General features: G+C 52.0%; 16 protein-coding genes and 2 tRNA genes. 4 read left to right on the top strand and 14 right to left on the bottom strand.

The genetic code is table 11. The features are described from left to right. Positions 1-18 precede the first annotated feature (18 nt). Positions 19-1,179 (top strand): MFS transporter, encoded by a 1,161-nt coding sequence (locus Q0L26_RS03625; RefSeq protein WP_296647539.1) that lies wholly within the window; start codon positions 19-21, stop codon positions 1,177-1,179. Beyond that, complete coding sequence (locus tag Q0L26_RS03620) at positions 1,176-1,835, top strand: DsbA family oxidoreductase (protein ID WP_296647535.1); 660 nt, start codon at positions 1,176-1,178, stop codon at positions 1,833-1,835. Before Q0L26_RS03625 ends, Q0L26_RS03620 begins: the two co-directional genes overlap by 4 nt. Here Q0L26_RS03620 and Q0L26_RS03615 read toward each other — a convergent pair. Then, positions 1,832-2,833, bottom strand: a complete 1,002-nt coding sequence (locus Q0L26_RS03615) for a tocopherol cyclase family protein (RefSeq protein WP_296647530.1) — start codon at positions 2,831-2,833, stop codon at positions 1,832-1,834. The two genes, Q0L26_RS03620 and Q0L26_RS03615, sit on opposite strands and share 4 nt — an antisense overlap. 39 nt (positions 2,834-2,872) lie before the next feature. On the opposite strand from Q0L26_RS03615, the gene Q0L26_RS03610 reads away from it, so the two are divergent. Then, entirely contained in the window at positions 2,873-3,217 is a 345-nt protein-coding gene (locus tag Q0L26_RS03610; protein WP_296647527.1) for a DUF2200 domain-containing protein, read from the top strand. A 17-nt stretch (positions 3,218-3,234) separates the two neighbouring features. On the opposite strand, the gene Q0L26_RS03605 is transcribed toward Q0L26_RS03610, so the two are convergent. Genes Q0L26_RS03605 through Q0L26_RS03585 form a run of 5 tightly spaced genes read right to left on the bottom strand, consistent with a single transcriptional unit; the run spans position 3,235 to position 7,394 of the window. After that, positions 3,235-3,834 carry a CbiQ family ECF transporter T component gene (locus tag Q0L26_RS03605; protein ID WP_296647524.1) on the bottom strand — a complete coding sequence of 200 codons (600 nt, stop codon included), beginning with the start codon at positions 3,832-3,834 and terminating at the stop codon, positions 3,235-3,237. Next, entirely contained in the window at positions 3,831-4,514 is a 684-nt protein-coding gene (locus Q0L26_RS03600; protein WP_296647520.1) for an ABC transporter ATP-binding protein, read from the bottom strand. Before Q0L26_RS03600 ends, Q0L26_RS03605 begins: the two co-directional genes overlap by 4 nt. After that, positions 4,514-5,704: a thiolase family protein gene (locus Q0L26_RS03595; protein WP_296647516.1), complete on the bottom strand. Its 1,191-nt coding sequence runs from the start codon at positions 5,702-5,704 to the stop codon at positions 4,514-4,516. The genes Q0L26_RS03600 and Q0L26_RS03595 overlap by 1 nt, the downstream gene beginning before the upstream one ends. Further along, positions 5,697-6,833, bottom strand: coding sequence for an AMP-binding protein (locus Q0L26_RS03590; protein ID WP_296647513.1), 1,137 nt, complete (start codon positions 6,831-6,833; stop codon positions 5,697-5,699). Before Q0L26_RS03590 ends, Q0L26_RS03595 begins: the two co-directional genes overlap by 8 nt. Next, positions 6,834-7,394: a biotin transporter BioY gene (locus Q0L26_RS03585; RefSeq protein ID WP_296647510.1), complete on the bottom strand. Its 561-nt coding sequence runs from the start codon at positions 7,392-7,394 to the stop codon at positions 6,834-6,836. 81 nt (positions 7,395-7,475) lie between these two features. On the opposite strand from Q0L26_RS03585, the gene Q0L26_RS03580 reads away from it, so the two are divergent. Further along, on the top strand, positions 7,476-8,126 hold the full coding sequence (locus tag Q0L26_RS03580; RefSeq protein WP_296647507.1) for a TetR/AcrR family transcriptional regulator C-terminal domain-containing protein: 651 nt from the start codon (positions 7,476-7,478) through the stop codon (positions 8,124-8,126). On the opposite strand, the gene Q0L26_RS03575 is transcribed toward Q0L26_RS03580, so the two are convergent. From Q0L26_RS03575 to serS, 8 genes are all read right to left on the bottom strand, one after another. After that, entirely contained in the window at positions 8,123-8,356 is a 234-nt protein-coding gene (locus tag Q0L26_RS03575; RefSeq protein WP_296647505.1) for a hypothetical protein, read from the bottom strand. The two genes, Q0L26_RS03580 and Q0L26_RS03575, sit on opposite strands and share 4 nt — an antisense overlap. Positions 8,357-8,498: 142 nt before the next feature. Next, positions 8,499-9,548, bottom strand: coding sequence for a hypothetical protein (locus Q0L26_RS03570; protein WP_296647502.1), 1,050 nt, complete (start codon positions 9,546-9,548; stop codon positions 8,499-8,501). 175 nt (positions 9,549-9,723) lie between these two features. Next, positions 9,724-9,799, bottom strand: a tRNA-Arg gene (locus Q0L26_RS03565). A gap of 154 nt (positions 9,800-9,953) precedes the next feature. Next, entirely contained in the window at positions 9,954-11,615 is a 1,662-nt protein-coding gene (locus Q0L26_RS03560) for a glycoside hydrolase family 13 protein (RefSeq protein WP_296647499.1), read from the bottom strand. A 63-nt stretch (positions 11,616-11,678) separates the two neighbouring features. Beyond that, positions 11,679-12,908 (bottom strand): LCP family protein, encoded by a 1,230-nt coding sequence (locus Q0L26_RS03555; RefSeq protein ID WP_296647497.1) that lies wholly within the window; start codon positions 12,906-12,908, stop codon positions 11,679-11,681. A 141-nt stretch (positions 12,909-13,049) separates the two neighbouring features. Continuing rightward, positions 13,050-13,138, bottom strand: a tRNA-Ser gene (locus tag Q0L26_RS03550). 42 nt (positions 13,139-13,180) lie between these two features. Then, on the bottom strand, positions 13,181-14,026 hold the full coding sequence (locus Q0L26_RS03545) for an HAD family hydrolase (RefSeq protein WP_296647494.1): 846 nt from the start codon (positions 14,024-14,026) through the stop codon (positions 13,181-13,183). Beyond that, entirely contained in the window at positions 14,023-15,285 is a 1,263-nt protein-coding gene (serS, locus tag Q0L26_RS03540; RefSeq protein WP_296647492.1) for a serine--tRNA ligase, read from the bottom strand. Before serS ends, Q0L26_RS03545 begins: the two co-directional genes overlap by 4 nt. Positions 15,286-15,303 lie beyond the last annotated feature (18 nt).

The raw sequence follows: 15,303 nt of genomic DNA, 5'->3' as shown, positions 1-15,303 counted from the left end.
CTCAAATAGATTGAGCAAGTGAAGAAATCAACCCTTTTGCTCTTTGCAATTGCCGGAGGTTTTGCCGTTGGCAATCTCTATTTCATCCAGCCGCTGCTTGCCGAAATTTCAAATGACCTAAACACAACTGCTTCCCAAAACGGTTGGCTAGTCACTGCGGTTCAGCTTGGCTATGCGTCAGGAATCGTATTTCTATTACCGCTTGGAGATGTTCGTTCGCGAAAGATTTTTGTGCCAGTAATGGTAACGCTGGCCGGGTTGGGCCAGATCGCGGTAGGTGCCAGCACGAGTTACCTGACTCTCATAATCGCTTTGTTTTTAGTCGGCTTCACAACCATTTCAGGCCAAATTCTTATTCCATTGACTAATGAACTAAGTGACGAGTCTCACCGCGGGCGCAACGTGAGTTTCGTGGTTTCGGGAATTCTGATCGGAATTCTCGGAGCACGAACAATAAGCGGAGGCCTGAGCGACCTAACCAGCTGGCAGGTAACGTTCGGCATTATCGGCTTGGCAAACCTCGCGTTGGCCTTCGCGCTCTACCGAAGCATCCCGGTGCTGGATACAAAGCCCAAAGTGGCATATCACCGATTGGTGGCAGGGATTTTCTCGCTCATTGCCAAACACCGCTGGGTGCTGCGTGTGATGATTAGCAACGGCATCGGGATGCTTATTTTTAGTTCAGTTTGGACCTCGTTAACCTTCTTGCTTTCAGGGCCTCAGTTCAAAATGTCGACCACCGAAATCGGACTCTGGGGTCTATTTGGTTTGGTGGGTGCAATCGGTGCCCGAAATACCGGTCGCCTTATTGATTCAGGCAAAGCCGAAATCGCAACCAAAATTGCATGGATAGCTAACTCAGCCGCAATGGTGATTGGATCGTTTGCTGAGGTTTCGCTGGTTTTTCTGGCTATCCAATTGTTCGTAATGGATGCCGCATTTCAGGCAATCGGTGTCACCAACCAAACCAAGCTAATTTCGTCTTTTCCGGAGGCAAGAAGCCGAATTAATGCTGGCTATGTAACTGTGAACTTCATTGGTGCCGCTCTCGGTTCCGCTCTCACAGCGATCTTGTGGTCGACACTCGGTTGGGCTGGCATCCAATGGATAGGTGCTATTTTGGCCCTTATCGGTCTAGGGATCTGGTCAGTAAGCAGTCGACTTAGGCTTACGGAATGAGTAATCCAATCAAGGTAGACATTTGGTCAGACGTGGCTTGCCCGTGGTGCTACATCGGCAAGCGCAAAATCGAGAGCGCTATCCGCGAGTTTTCTAGCCAAGATTCGACTGCGCCAGTCGAGGTCGAGTATCACAGCTATCTTTTGAACCCAGACATGCCCGTTGATTATGAGGGTGGCCAGACTGATTACTTGGCCCAACACAAAGGCATGCCTCGCGACCAAGTAATTGCCATGACCGAGCGCTTGGTTGCAATTGCCAAGGATGTTGGTCTCGACTACGACATGGGGCACATGCACATGACAAACACGGTGCTGGCTCACCAGCTTTTGCAATATGCGAAAACTCAGGGCAAACAGGTCGAGATGAAAGAACGAATCATGTCGGCTCACTTTGTGGAGGCATTGCATGTTGGCCGCGCCGAAGTGCTGGCAGATCTAGCTTCTGATGTAGGCCTAGATCGTGCTGAGGTTTTGCGCGTTCTAGAATCTGAAGAGTTTTTGCCAGCCTTCGAAGCCGACCTCGCTCAGGCGCAGGCCTATGGCATCAGCGGCGTTCCGTTTTTTGTTATCGATGGCAAATATGGTGTTTCAGGTGCGCAGAACCCTGATGTTTTCGTAAAGGCCTTCAACCAGATTCTTGAGGCCCGAGCTTAGTCAATATTCAGCAAACGCTCCAGGTCGCCAAAGACTTCCATCGCGGCACAATCACCGATTGACGAAAAGACCAGTTGGCCGTTTTTGTCGAAATGCTTGACTTCGATTTTGGCAAGCATGGTTTCTTCTACCCGCTTTTGCATTTCGGTTCTCAGTGGAGCATGCAACAATCCACCCGATGCTCGTTCAGCTCTGATTTCTAAAACACCATCTGGGCCGCTAAGGCTCCATCTGATATGGCTGTCGTCGATTGTCAGTTGCTGCTCAACTGTCTTGTTGTAGGTTGTCCACTTGTGAAGTTTGCCGTGGTGCTTGAACCCGATTATGAAACCGCGAAAGGCGCTTCGAAGCCAAGGGATGATTGCGACCGATGCAACGAGCGAAGCCTCAGGTTCGGCTTCAAAATGGTTGCTTTGCAGCCACACATAACCAGCCGGAAAATTCTGACCCCAGTCTTTCTCGATGTATCCTCGGCCACCTGCAAAATCGTGTTCTGTTCCCTCTATGTCGAGGCGTCCCTCGAGCGAATGACCGAATGAAACGATTCCGTGAAAGCACTCCATGAACGGCACCAACCCATACCAACCCATGATTCCTGGCGAAGCGAAAGTTACTGGCCAAGGGTCGACCTCAGATGAATAAGTCAGCTCGCCCTTTAGCTGCGGCAGGTCGAGCTTCACCCCTCTAGAACTGAAGTGGTTCTCACCGACTGTGACATCAAAACTTTTGGTGTCGGCTTTGAAATCTTCGACGGCAAACTCGTGAAACCACGAGCGACCCGTTTGGCCGTCAAGCACCTGCACAAACGCCTGATCAGAGGAACTCCCGTCACCCGTTTTTAGGCCTCTAAAGATTCCCGGAATAACTGCCCACCGCTGAGATTTATCGGCGCTAACGATTTTGATGTACCAACCTTCAAAGAAGTTGGTGGTCTTGCCTTGGCCGTGAAAAGCCTCTGGGTGTTTTACCCCACGAATGAAAGCGGCCGGTGACTGCATGTTTGAACTCTACGACCATTGCTGTTCTAGAGTGAACCCATGCACAAGATTTACTCAATGGCATTCTCGCGAATCTATCCGCTTTATGTGACCAAAGTTGAACGCAAGGGTCGAACCATTGCTGAGCTTCGCGAAGTAATCACCTGGCTGACTGGCTTTTCAGACTCGAAACTTCAAGACCTAATCGACACAAATGTGACGCTCGAAGAGTTCTTTGCTCAGGCAGCCATCAATCCTGACGCAATCAAAATCACTGGGATGATTTGCGGCGTGCGCATCGAAGAAATTGAAGATCCCCTGATGCAGAAAATTCGCTATCTCGACAAGCTTGTCGACGACCTCTATAAAGGCCGGCCGATGGAGAAGGTTCTAAGAGCCGTTTAGGGCTCTTGGTGTTTCGCCTAAACCTCTACGCCTCTAGCCAAGAGAGCTTCGGCATGGTCATCGGCGTGCTTTAGTGAAAGCACCAAAACCGGCAACACGAGCAGATGCAGTTTTGGCTTCATTCCACGGGCAAGTTGAGCTTCGCGAATATCGGCGACGAACTTGTTTAGAAGTGCAATGGAGTTCAGAGCCATTGCCACGAGCAAAGCAATTGTGTTCGGGCGAATACCCAACGCTTTGAGTGGCTTCGCAAGCAGTTCAACCAGTTCGAGAATTTCTTGGTTTCTTGTCGTTGAGGTGAACAACATAGCAAACAAAATACAGGCAACAAGTCGGGTGACGTTCACTAGGGCCAGCGACCAATCCATGAACAACAGCTGAGGCAACAGAACCAGCAAGACCACAAGCTTTAGGCTCCAAAGCATCGAGAAAATCTGTTTAGCGTTTGTTCCGATGAGGGTAAAGCTGAGAATCGCAAACAGCAGAATGCTCAAAACCGAGGTGACATCCTTGGCAAAAATCGAAATGGCCAGCAAGCCCAAAACTAGAGCGGCAAACTTTATTGCCACCGGGGCTCGATGCAACCAAGAATTGCCTGGTCGATAAAGCGAGATCACGCAAACATCTTTTCGTATCGCGCAATTACATCTTTCGGCGCACCCACCGAAACTAAACGACCTTGATCGAAATGAACAGCCACCTCACACAAGCCAGCCAATTTCATGTCGTGGGTCACCAACACAACCTGGTCGGCAACCGGGGACAACAAGAGCTGGGCTATTTGCTTGGCATTGCCGAGGTCAAGCAAAGCGGTGGGTTCGTCGGCAATCACCAAACTCGGTTTTCGAACAGTGATGGCCGCTATGGCTAGCAGCTGTTTTTGCCCACTCGAAAGCGACTGCGCGGGAGCATCGGCCAGGTGCTTTAGACCGACCGCATCGAGCGCTGCCATAGCTTGCGCATTTTGTTCAGCTTTACTGAGGCCGACCGACCGAAGCGAAAATTCAACATCTTCAATGAGCGTTGGCATGACAATCTGAACATCGGGGTTTGAAAAAATAAAACCCGCTTGGCTGACTGCTCGCTTGGGTTCGGTAACAACATCTATTTCATTAACCAGAACTTGCCCGGTGCTTGGTTTAGCCAGGCCATTTAGCAGGCGAGCAAAAGTTGACTTTCCGGAGCCATTCGCACCGATTACTGCGATTGTGTTGGCGGTGAGCGATAGATCATCGATGGCTAAAACAGTCTTGCCATCAAACTGAACTTCGACGTCTTTGAGAGTGATTGAACCCACTAGCGAACCACCTCGAATAGAACAGCCACGCCCATGCCTCCGCCAACCGCAACGGTTGCTAAACCAAGGCTTCCGGCTGGCGAACCTCCGTTGACCAAGCGCGAGAACAATCGAGTCACAACAAACGCCCCGCTTGCACCCCACGGATGACCGAAGGCGAGTGATCCACCCTGTGTGCAAACGCGGTCATCCACAGTTTTCTCAGTAGCCAAACCAAGAGCCTTCAATACCGATAGGGTCTGAGCGCCAAAGGCTTCGACGATTTCGAATGCTTCGATTTCATCCATGGATAAATTGTTGCGGGCAAGCAGTTTCTGTACCGCGCCGACCGGACCAATGCCTGGCAAATCAGTTGACTTGCCGAGGGTCACCGAGTCGATCAAAGCTAGGCCTGGCGCCTGGTTTCGATTCGATTCAGAAGTTAGCGCGACAACCACGGCACCATCAGAATTTCGGCTGGAGTTGCCTCCCGTAACTGCAAACTCTGCCTCGGTTGAATCAACATAAAGCGGGCTCAGACGACCGATCATTTGGCCGATGTTGGCACTCAAAGACTTGTCGGTCTCGGTCTCGCCAACCGCAATAAGTTCGGCGTCAATGACTCCGGCTTCGACTGCGGCCAGAGCCAACCGGTGGCTTCGAATTGCATATGCATCTTGTTCGGTGCGTGTGATTTGGTTTCGAATTGCCAAGGCTTGGGCAGCAGGGCCCATGTCAGGGTCATCGAATCCATCAGGTGCAAAAGGAGCACGCGCGTATGGCACGCCGTCGATTGAGCGAACCGGAGCAGTTGATGCGCTTTCGCTACCGCCAGCAATTACAAGCTGTGCGTTGCCAGAGGTAATCGACTGACCGGCAACAACGATGGCGGTCAAAGCACTTGCGCATTGAGTGTCAATAGTCATTGCTGGAGTTTCAACAGGCAGACCGGCTGCCAGGGTGCTGACTCGAGCAAGGTTTCCGCCGGGGCCCATGCAATTGCCTAGATATACGCCGTCAATCTCGAGATCAGATTTGCCATCAAGTGCCTTGTGGGCTCGTTCAGCAACAGCAGCAATCGCGACACCGGCCAATTTTTCGGCGCCGATATTAGCGAACTGGGCCCCGCGAGTGGTGAATGGCGTTCTGGCCACGGCAACCACAACTGGTGTTGAGGCGTTGACTCGAGTGGGTGGCTGTGAGTTAGACAAGTTTGCGATACTCCCCAGCTATAGCGGCGGCTTGAATAAGTTTGCGAGCCGGCTTTGAACTAATGGTTACAGGCACAGATTCGGCTACAAACCAAACTCTAGGGCGATGCGTTGGCGAGAGCAATTTTGCCGCTTGAGCCTCAACGGCCAAAAGTGATCGTAGGTCAGCATCGAATTTTTCGTCGAAGACCAAAACCGCAGCTACCAAATTGCCAATTGACTCGTTTGGCAGACCGAACACCACCACTTGCTTCACTACCTCAAGGTTTTGCAAAGCCTGCTCAACATCTTCGGGCACCACTGTTACAGCAGCCGTTTGAATCGCACAGTCGGCACGTCCATGAATTTTCAGGTAGCCGTTTTCAAAACTGGCTAGGTCACCGACAGTTGCCCAACCCTCTGGGGTCGCTTTCAGAGAACCACCAACGCCAAGATAACCGAGAGCCAAGTATGGAGATTTCACCCAGAGTAGGTTGTCGATAATTTTCAGTTCAACACCATCAAAGGGTTTGAATCCGCCGCCATCGACATCCACTGCCACGAATGACAGTTCGGCTGCACCGTAATAACTGATGACTCGAATCGAATGCTTTGCGGCAAGTGCACGCGTGTGATCATCAAGTGAATCGCCGCCGATCAGGGCAACCCTTAGCTTTGGAGACTCAGTGTTAGAGAGCTTCGCAAGTGTTGACCTAAATAGCGAAGGAGTGCCATGAAAGATGGTTGCTGAGGCCAGCTGATCTTCGCCCACCACCTTGGCTCTAAGAGCTGCAGCGTGAGCAAAAGTGAATAAGGCCAATGATGATGCCGGTGACCCTGGGATGTAAAAAACATCCGAGGCTGAAGCCTGAAGCAACTTGTTGAGCGCCTCGAAAGAGTCGCTCCAAGATTCTTCGCTGCGCAAAATTAGTCTCGGGTTGCCGGTGGTTCCCGAGCTAAGTGCGGCCCATGCTGCACCCTCTGGCAACGGCATTGCGCGCCAGGTGTCACAAACTCCTTGCCAATACTCGTCGGTCCAGCGTGAATCACCGACCAAAGGCACCCGTTGGCCAGCCCTTGCTTCAGCAACCTTGGCTGCTACCTCAGCAACCGATTCGCCTCGGATAAATTCAAGCGCAGATGAAGTCACTTAGTTTTTGAAAGCCTTTGGATATGCTCGCCACAGGGCAAGGGTGATCACGGTGGCGATCACAACTTTGATTAGGTCTCCGGGTAGGTAAACCGCTGATGCGACAACGGCAGCCTCAAGCTGCATGCCAGTGATTGCCGCCATAACCGGAATGCCGAACAAGTAAACCACTGCAATTCCGCCCAAAACCAAACCGATTACCAGTGAGACTGGGTTCGGCTTTGCTGACTTGCGGTGAGCGATTAGGCCAATTACGAAAGCACCGAAGATCCAACCGATCAAGAAACCAACTGACGGGCCAACAAAAACTGAAAGGCCGCCACGACCACCCGAAAGCAGTGGAAAACCAATTGCAACTAGCACTTCAAAAAGTACAACTGCCGCAGCACCGCGCCACTTGCCAAGAACGGCTCCGGCCAACATCACGCCCAAAGTCTGAGCAGTAATTGGCACACCATCGGCCAGGTTGATCGAACCAGGTAGGCCTAGAACCGCAATGATTGCGGCAAATACGGCAATTTTGGTCAGGTCGTTGATGCTGAAACGGGGTGTGGTTGCCAAAAGTTGCTCCTTGGTCGACTTAACTTGAACACTGTTCATCTACTTGAACACTGTTCAAGATACTAGTAGGCTCAACCCGTTATGAGCAACCCAGATGCAAATTCAGTGAAGCTCGGTCGATTAAATCGGGCCGACATCCTTGCCTCTGCCCTGCAGCTTCTTGATGAAGTGGGTTTGCCTGACCTAAGCATGCGCCGGTTGGCCGCCAAACTAGACATGCAACCAAGCGGTCTGTATTGGCATTTTGAAAACAAGCAAACCCTGTTTGCCCGACTCTCTGATCACATTGTCGATCACATAGTGCCTGAAGAAGATTCAAGCCTGACTTGGCAAGAGCAAAGTCTCATCGCGGCTTGCGCGCTGCGCGACTCGCTTCTTGCCTATCGCGACGGAGCCGAGATTGTTAGTTCAACTCTTGCCCTTGGCCTAGGTGCCGAAGCTGCGTTTGATCGCATTCGTAGGCCACTTATGCAATCAGGCCTTGCCGATGACCTAGTTCGAGTTGCCACAGAATCTATCGTGTTTCTAGTGCTTGGCCAGGTTTGGCACCAACAGCAGCGAATGGCTGCCGACAGCTTAGGTGTAGTTTTTGGGGTGGCCGAAACCACGAGCTCGTCTATCGCGTCAGCCAACAACCAGGATGCACTTGCCGCGGGAATCGCACTCATCTTGAGCGGTCTTGGCCAAGAGTCTTTGCATCCGCAGCCAAAGGCTGAGCGCAAGATTAACTAATTGCGCTTGGATGCACGCTTGTTTCGAAGAGTGCCGACTACCAGGGTGATTACGCCGAACGCCGAAAAGGCAACAAAGCCCCACAGGTGAGTTGACGCTTCTTGCTGGCAAACTGCTAGCGACTGAATGCCGCTGCCGGCGCACACAGCAGGATCAATGTAGCCAATCAAAACTGCAACGCTCAAAACCAACGAAATTGTTGCCAACATTGCCAAAGTATTGTTCTTCATTTTTCCTCCTCTTGAAGCAATCTCAAATCCTGACCGCTAATTCCCTGAGTTAGAATTTGGAATTTTCGCCGGTCGGTTGAGCTAAATAAAAAGGCCCCCGATTGGGGGCCTTTTTATTATGGCTAATCTTGGCCTTTGCCAATTATTTGCGCGCCTTTTGACGCGAACGGTTCATCATTAGAAGACCGCTTGCGATAAGTAAAGCTGCGAAGAGCGCATACAGGCCGCGTGAGTCACTCGCGCCCGTGTCGGCAAGAGTTTCGCCCTTTTCTGAGTCAACAACCGTCGATTCCTTCTGAGAAATCCAGATGCCTGAGCTCACGAAAGACTTTCCGGCTGAATCTTTCATCTCTCCAACGGTTCCGAAGGTGTTAAGCGCATCGGCAGCTGTCGGAATCAGGTATGACAGGCAGGAATAGTTGGCACAGTCAAGTCCTCCTGAACGATTGCCCCAGTCGGTTGCCCAAAGAGTTCCAGTTGAGTCAAACGCCATGCCCCAAAGGTCAGTGGTCGCGATGTGACTAGCCATGTCGATGCCTGAAGCCATGTCGTACTTATAGATTCCGCTGTCACCATCGGCCCAAACTACAGAAACCCAAATGTCTCCGGTAGTTGGGTCGGTAGCCATTCCACCAATGTAGAAGTTGACCGTTTTAATGCTTCCCGAGATGAGTGAAACGTCTGTCAGATCAAGTTCAAATACTGATTTTGTTGCTCCACTGCCCAAGTCGATGTTGCCGAAGACCACAGCTGTTGAATCATCGCGAATCATGAAGGCAAAGCAGTCGTAGGCATCGGTTGCCGAAAGCTTGGTTTGAAGATCAAATGACGCAACTGTGCCATCGGCGTCAATGCTCCAGAGCGAGCAGTCACGATATAGGGCCCAGGTTGTTCCGGTTGCAGAATCTGCACCAGCGTTAGTCAATTCTGAAGCCGACGGCGACGCCAATTCGGTTCTATCTTCAGGTGTTACAGTCACGCCGCCGGTAACCGGCTCAATAACCGCTGGAACTTGGCCGTAGTGCGGCAACACCGCATATTGAGTGTCGTCCGCTTTGTAGTATCCGAATGCATTCAATTGCTCGGATGCTGGAAACTCGGGTGCAGTTGTCGCTGACGCAGACTGCGTTCCAGCAAACAATGAAAAGAAAGTGGCAAAAATCGCCATCGATAAAGTGAATTTTTTACTCATGAGCCCTCTGTCATATCAATAATCTGAATCTGAGCACGAAGCTCTCGTTCGAACGATTATTGAAACCAAATAAGTATTGTTGCCAATCTTATAGCGCCTTCTTTTGTTTGCGAATAACACAATCGCTCAGCGACTTTCAGAAACAAAAAGCCCCGATTTCTCGGGGCTCTTGATTTGGTGCGCTTGGAGGGACTCGAACCCCCAACCTTCTGATCCGTAGTCAGATGCTCTATCCGTTGAGCTACAAACGCGTAATTGCTACGCAATTTTGGTGGGCGTTGCCGAGGCAACTTTGCTAGTTTACTTTGTCTTTCGACACTTGTAAACCCGAGGCCGCGAAAAACCGACATCCATGTTGATATCGGTTCGCCTAACCTCTTTGAAGCTGTTGGTTGGCTGCTGAGACTAGCTCTGCAACCAAACGGTGGTGTTTGGTGCAATCTTGCCGTCAACCAATGGCTGGCTGCTGATCTGAACCTGGCCCTTAGGAAGCTTGATTGGCTTGGTGCCGAAGTTGGTGATTGACTGCCAACCGTTCGGGCGCTTGAAGTGAAGCACATTGCTGTTTAGCCAGTGCTTTACCCAAGTGAGCTTCTCTTCGCAGACTAGATCTTTGCGAATTCGAAGAGCATCGCGGTACATCTCTAGAGTTGAGCCCTTGACGCCGTCTTGCTTTTCAACGTTGACGTCTTTGAACCAGTCTGGCTGAGGCAGGTGCGCGCCACCAGGGCCAAAGCCGAATGATGAACCGGTTGAGGTCCATGGCATTGGAACGCGGCAACCATCGCGGCTGATTGAGCCTTCGCTTCTAAACCACTGCGGGTCTTGCATCTGGTCAGACGGAATGTTCAATGGCTCGTGCAGGCCAAGCTCTTCACCTTGGTAAAGGTAGGTCGAACCAGGCAGTGCCAAAATCAGCATGGTCGCGGCACGTGCGCGCTCGAGGCCCTGCTTGAAGTTGATCTGGCTTTCGCGATCAGCCGAACGGAACCACTTTGGCAGGTTCTTGTTGATTTCATCAGACAAACCAAAGCGGGTTGCGTGACGAATCACGTCGTGGTTTGAGAACACCCAGGTGGTTGATGAACCAGTCTTAGAAGACGCCTTTAGGTTGTAATCAATGGTGTCGTGGAACTTCTTTGAGTTCCAAGGTGTGCCCAAAAGGTCAAAGCTAAATGACTGGCCAAGACCCTTCTCGCTCGCATACGCAGCGCGACGGTTGGCGTGAACCCATGCCTCAGCAACAGCTACGCGCGGTGGGTCGTACTCGTTGTAAACCTGGCGCCATGATGCATAAATCTCGTGAACTTCGTCACGGTCAAATAGGTCATCGGTGCCATCGTCTTTCATGACTGAAACGTCATAAGACTGACGCTCTGGCAAGTGGCCATTCTTTAGGTCTTTGACCAATGCGTGAGCAACGTCGATGCGGTAACCATCGACACCGCGGTCAGACCAGAAACGCATGGTCTTGATGAAGTCGTCGCGAACCTCTTGGTTGTCCCAGTTAAAGTCAGGCTGCTCTTTTGCAAAGAGGTGCATGTACCACTGGCCAGGGGTGCCATCTGGTTCGGTGATGCGAGTCCAGGCGGTAGGGCCAAAGTGGCTAACCAACTCAGAAGGACGAATCTCGCCGTTCTCACCCTTGCCGTCTCTAAAAATGTAGCGGTCGCGCTCTGGTGAACCAGGAGCTGCCTTTAGTGCCGCCTGGAACCATTCGTGCTGGTCTGAAGAGTGGTTAGGCACGACGTCAACAAACACACGGATGCCGTTTGCGTGAAGAGTTTCGAGCATGACATCGAACTCTTCTAGGGTGCCAATGCGTGGGTCGATGTTGCGGTAGTCAGCAACGTCATAACCGCCGTCGGCAAGCTCTGATGGATAGAACGGGCTCAGCCAAACAGCATCTACGCCAAGTTCTTTTAGGTAAGGCACACGAGAGGTGATGCCTTTTAGGTCACCGATGCCGTCACCGTTTTGGTCAGCATAGCTGCGTGGATAGATCTGATAGACGACAGCCTGACGCCACCAGTCTTTCGGACCGCGTAGGAAAGTGTGTTCAGCCATTGGGATTGCCTAACTATTTGCGGGTGAAAAATTTATTTTAGTGGCGTTTGCGGCCGACTAAATCTAGCCAGAACAGGTGGTGATTGAAGCGTTGGTTCCGCGCCCATCGGTGGTGGCAACCGGTGAAGAACTTGCCGATGGAGAAGCTGAACTCGATGGGCTTGCCGAAGCGCTACTTGATGAACTTGGGCTTGGGCTAGGTGAGGCAACCACCGAACCGGTGCCGGTGTTGCTGCCATCGACCAAGATTGGTTCGTCGTTAACAAGCTTCGAGAAAATCACGTTTGCGGTTTCATAAACCGGGGCAACTCGACCCGAATATGGTGCTGGCAAACCACCGCGGCTAGGCACCTGCATAAAGGTGATTGCGTCAAGCTCAACATCCTTGAGCGCACTTGCCAGGGCAACCATCACGTTTACGTCGGTCAGGCTCTCGCTCAACTGCATGTTGCGGGCAGCAGCCGAAGCTAGTGAATAAAGGTAAACCGGGTTTGAAAGAACGCCCTCAGATTTGACCTTGCGAACCAGTGAGGTCAAGAAAGTCTGCTGGTTGCTAATGCGGGCAAGGTCTGAACCATCGCCAACGCCGTGACGGGTTCTCAAGAACTGCAAAGCAGCCTTGCCCTTGAGGTTGTATTCGCCTGGCTGAAGGTAAGTCTGGGTGTATGGGTCGCTGATTTCTTCGGCAACACAAACGTCAACGCCACCGATGGCGTTAGACATTTCGATAACGCCCTTGAAGTCGATCATTGCCAAATAAGGAATGCTCAGACCGGTTAGCTTTTCGACGGTCAACAACGTGCAACCCGGGCCACCGTTGGCAATGGTCGCGTTGATCTGGCCGAGGCTCTGCGGCAGGTAGCCAGGGCCGCCAGATGTGCTTGGGCAAGCTGGCCACGGAACTAGAAGGTCGCGCGGAAAACTCAGTGCAACTGCATTTTTGCGGTCTTCAGAAATGTGCAAAAGAATGATCACGTCGGCAAGAACAGATGTGTCGTTACCGTAGCCAGCACCCTGACCAGCTCGAGTATCGCTGCCAACCAAAAGCATGTTGATTGGTCCCTTTAGGTCTTCAGCGGTGATCTTTTTAGCGCCGGCAAGAACAATGTTGTTGCCCTTGATGGTGTTGCTGATCTCCCAGAAAGAGAGGCCCGCAATTGCAATGGCCACAGCGGTGAGCAAACCCAAAGCCTTGAAAGCGAGGCTGGCAAAGGCGCGAGGTTTGGTCTGAACACGGATGCGGCCGTGACGAGCAAAACCCTCAGATTTTGGGGTGCGGGGTGATTTCTTCATTGCTTCTAGTTTAAGAGCCAGCCCCGCCATCAACAAGGGCGCCGGCAGATTCTCAGCAAGTTTGGAAGATAGCTGAAGCTTGGAATCGAGCCTCGAGGTTAAGCAAAAAACCTCTCGACAAATCGAGAGGTTTTTTGTGAATGGAGGAAGCGGTGGGATTTGAACCCACGGTAGCTATTAACTACGACAGTTTTCAAGACTGTTCCGTTCGGCCGCTCCGGCACGCTTCCGTATGAGTTAGTTTACCTGAAAAATTGGCGCCTGTAAATTGGCTAGTTTGAGCGAGCGAAGAGGATGCCCTCAAAGCCAGACAGAACATGGGCAACACCGTCGTCTTCGACCGCCGAGGTCACTGCAGTTGCCGCCAGTTTTACTTCTTCTGGAGCCTGGCCCATAGCGAAGGCTAGGCCGCCGCCAGACTGAGCCCACTCGAACATTTGCATGTCGTTGCGGCCATCGCCGATGGCAATCACCTGGTTTGGCTTGATGCCGAGTTCGGCTCGTTGCTTTTCAAGTGCTGAAGCTTTGCTAACGCCCGAAGGAGAAATGTCTAGCCAAGCGCTGTAACCGATGGCATACGAAACCGAGTGCAGGCCAACGTTGGCAATGCGGCTCAAAAACTCTTCAACCTCTTGCTCTGGTGAAAGCACCACAACTCGTGAAACTGGGTGGTTCATAAGTTCTTCAAGCGGCGTCTCATGGTTTTCAGCTCCGAGGGCATAAGCCGGAAAAGGCTTGTGAAAGCGATAGCTGCCGTCGACATCTTCTACAGCGAAGTGCGCCTGAGGAACCCATTCGATTAGTTCGGTCAAAACCTGACGTGGATCAAAGGTGATTACCTCGTGAGGCACAAAGCCGCGTTCATCTTCTGGCTTGATTTCAACAGTCACTGCGCCGTTTGAACAGACGCTGAATCCGTGGTGAATGCCAATTTCACGAACCACAGGAACCGCGTTGGCTGCACTTCGGCCGGTTGCAACAACAACTTCGTGGCCAAGTGAGCGCACACGAGCTACTTCGGTTTTTACCGCCTCAGATAAAAAGCCGTCGTCGTGAACCAGGGTTCCATCAATGTCGATGGCAATTAGCCAACGATCATCGCCAGTCGCAAGGGTCATTTAGGTGAGATGACTTCTGTGCCGCCAAGGTAAGGGCGAAGTGCTGCTGGGATGCGCACCGAACCGTCAGCCTGCTGGTGAGTTTCAAGAATTGCTACCAACCAACGGGTTGTCGCCAAGGTTCCGTTGAGAGTTGCGGCAGTTTGGGTCTTGCCGTTTTCATCGCGGTATCGAACGTTCAAACGACGGGCCTGATAGGTGGTGCAGTTTGAGCTCGAGGTTAGCTCGCGATAGGTCTGCTGGCTTGGCACCCAAGCTTCAGAGTCATATTTGCGAGCCGCTGATGAGCCTAGGTCGCCGGCTGCTGTGTCAATCACTCGGTATGAAAGCTCACAGGCCTGAAGCATTGCCTCTTCAAAAGCCAAGAGGTTTAGGTGCTCTTGTTCGGCATCTTCAGGCTTGATGTAGCTAAACATCTCGAGCTTGTTGAACTGGTGAACCCGAAGAATGCCTCGGGTGTCTCGACCAGCTGAGCCTGCTTCGCGGCGGTAGCAGGTGCTCCAGCCGGCATAGCGAAGTGGGCCATCTGAAAGGTCAATGATTTCGTCGCGGTGGTATCCGGCGAGCGCAACCTCTGAGGTGCCGGTTAGATAAAGATCATCTGCCGGTAGGTAATAGATTTCGTCGGCGTGCTCACCCAAGAAACCGGTGCCAGCCATAACCTCTGGTCGAACCAGGGTTGGAGTAATCAGTGCTGTGAAGTTGTTTTTTGCTGCAAGATCTAGAGCCAGGTTCATCATGGCAATTTCTAAACGTGCACCCCAGCCCTTCAAGAAATAGAAGCGTGAGCCAGAAACCTTGACGCCGCGCTCGATGTCGATGATGTCAAGCAGTTCACCAAGGGCAACATGGTCGCGTGGTTCGAAATCAAACTTGGCTTTGGTTCCAACCTCTTTGATTACGGTGAAGTTCTCTTCGCCACCGGCAGGAATACCTTCGATGACTACGTTCTCGATCTTCCAGATGATGGCATCAAGGCTCGCTTGCGCAGCATTGGCGATCTCTAGGGCGGCCTTCACCTTGTCGGCCAAAACCTGACCAGCTGCAATTAGCGCAGGGCGGTCTTCTTTTGAGGCTGAGCCGACCAACTTGGCAGCGGCATTCTGCTCGGCGCGCAGGTTCTCGAACTCTTGCAAGCAGCGGCGCCAGGTGGCATCGGCTTCAATGGCCTGGTCGACGATTGATTCGTCATTGCCACGGGCACGCTGAGATGCCTTAATTGCGTCTGGGTTATCTCTGAGCAGGTTTAGATCAATCACCCCTCAAGGTTACCTGCT

Origin of the sequence: Rhodoluna sp., assembly GCF_024641065.1 — a bacterium.
Taxonomy (GTDB): Bacteria; Actinomycetota; Actinomycetes; order Actinomycetales; family Microbacteriaceae; genus Rhodoluna.
Note: the sequence above shows the minus strand (reverse complement) of the source record. Positions and strands in the feature narration are given on the sequence as shown.

Bases quoted from the DNA above. Each gene is read 5' to 3' on its own strand.
- Q0L26_RS03620 (WP_296647535.1), top strand. From the start codon at position 1,176: ATGAGTAATCCAATCAAGGTAGACATTTGGTCAGACGTGGCTTGCCCG.
- Q0L26_RS03615 (WP_296647530.1), bottom strand. From the start codon at position 2,833: ATGCAGTCACCGGCCGCTTTCATTCGTGGGGTAAAACACCCAGAGGCT.
- Q0L26_RS03610 (WP_296647527.1), top strand. From the start codon at position 2,873: ATGCACAAGATTTACTCAATGGCATTCTCGCGAATCTATCCGCTTTAT.
- Q0L26_RS03580 (WP_296647507.1), top strand. From the start codon at position 7,476: ATGAGCAACCCAGATGCAAATTCAGTGAAGCTCGGTCGATTAAATCGG.
- Q0L26_RS03575 (WP_296647505.1), bottom strand. From the start codon at position 8,356: ATGAAGAACAATACTTTGGCAATGTTGGCAACAATTTCGTTGGTTTTG.
- Q0L26_RS03570 (WP_296647502.1), bottom strand. From the start codon at position 9,548: ATGAGTAAAAAATTCACTTTATCGATGGCGATTTTTGCCACTTTCTTT.
- Q0L26_RS03560 (WP_296647499.1), bottom strand. From the start codon at position 11,615: ATGGCTGAACACACTTTCCTACGCGGTCCGAAAGACTGGTGGCGTCAG.
- Q0L26_RS03555 (WP_296647497.1), bottom strand. From the start codon at position 12,908: ATGAAGAAATCACCCCGCACCCCAAAATCTGAGGGTTTTGCTCGTCAC.
- Q0L26_RS03545 (WP_296647494.1), bottom strand. From the start codon at position 14,026: ATGACCCTTGCGACTGGCGATGATCGTTGGCTAATTGCCATCGACATT.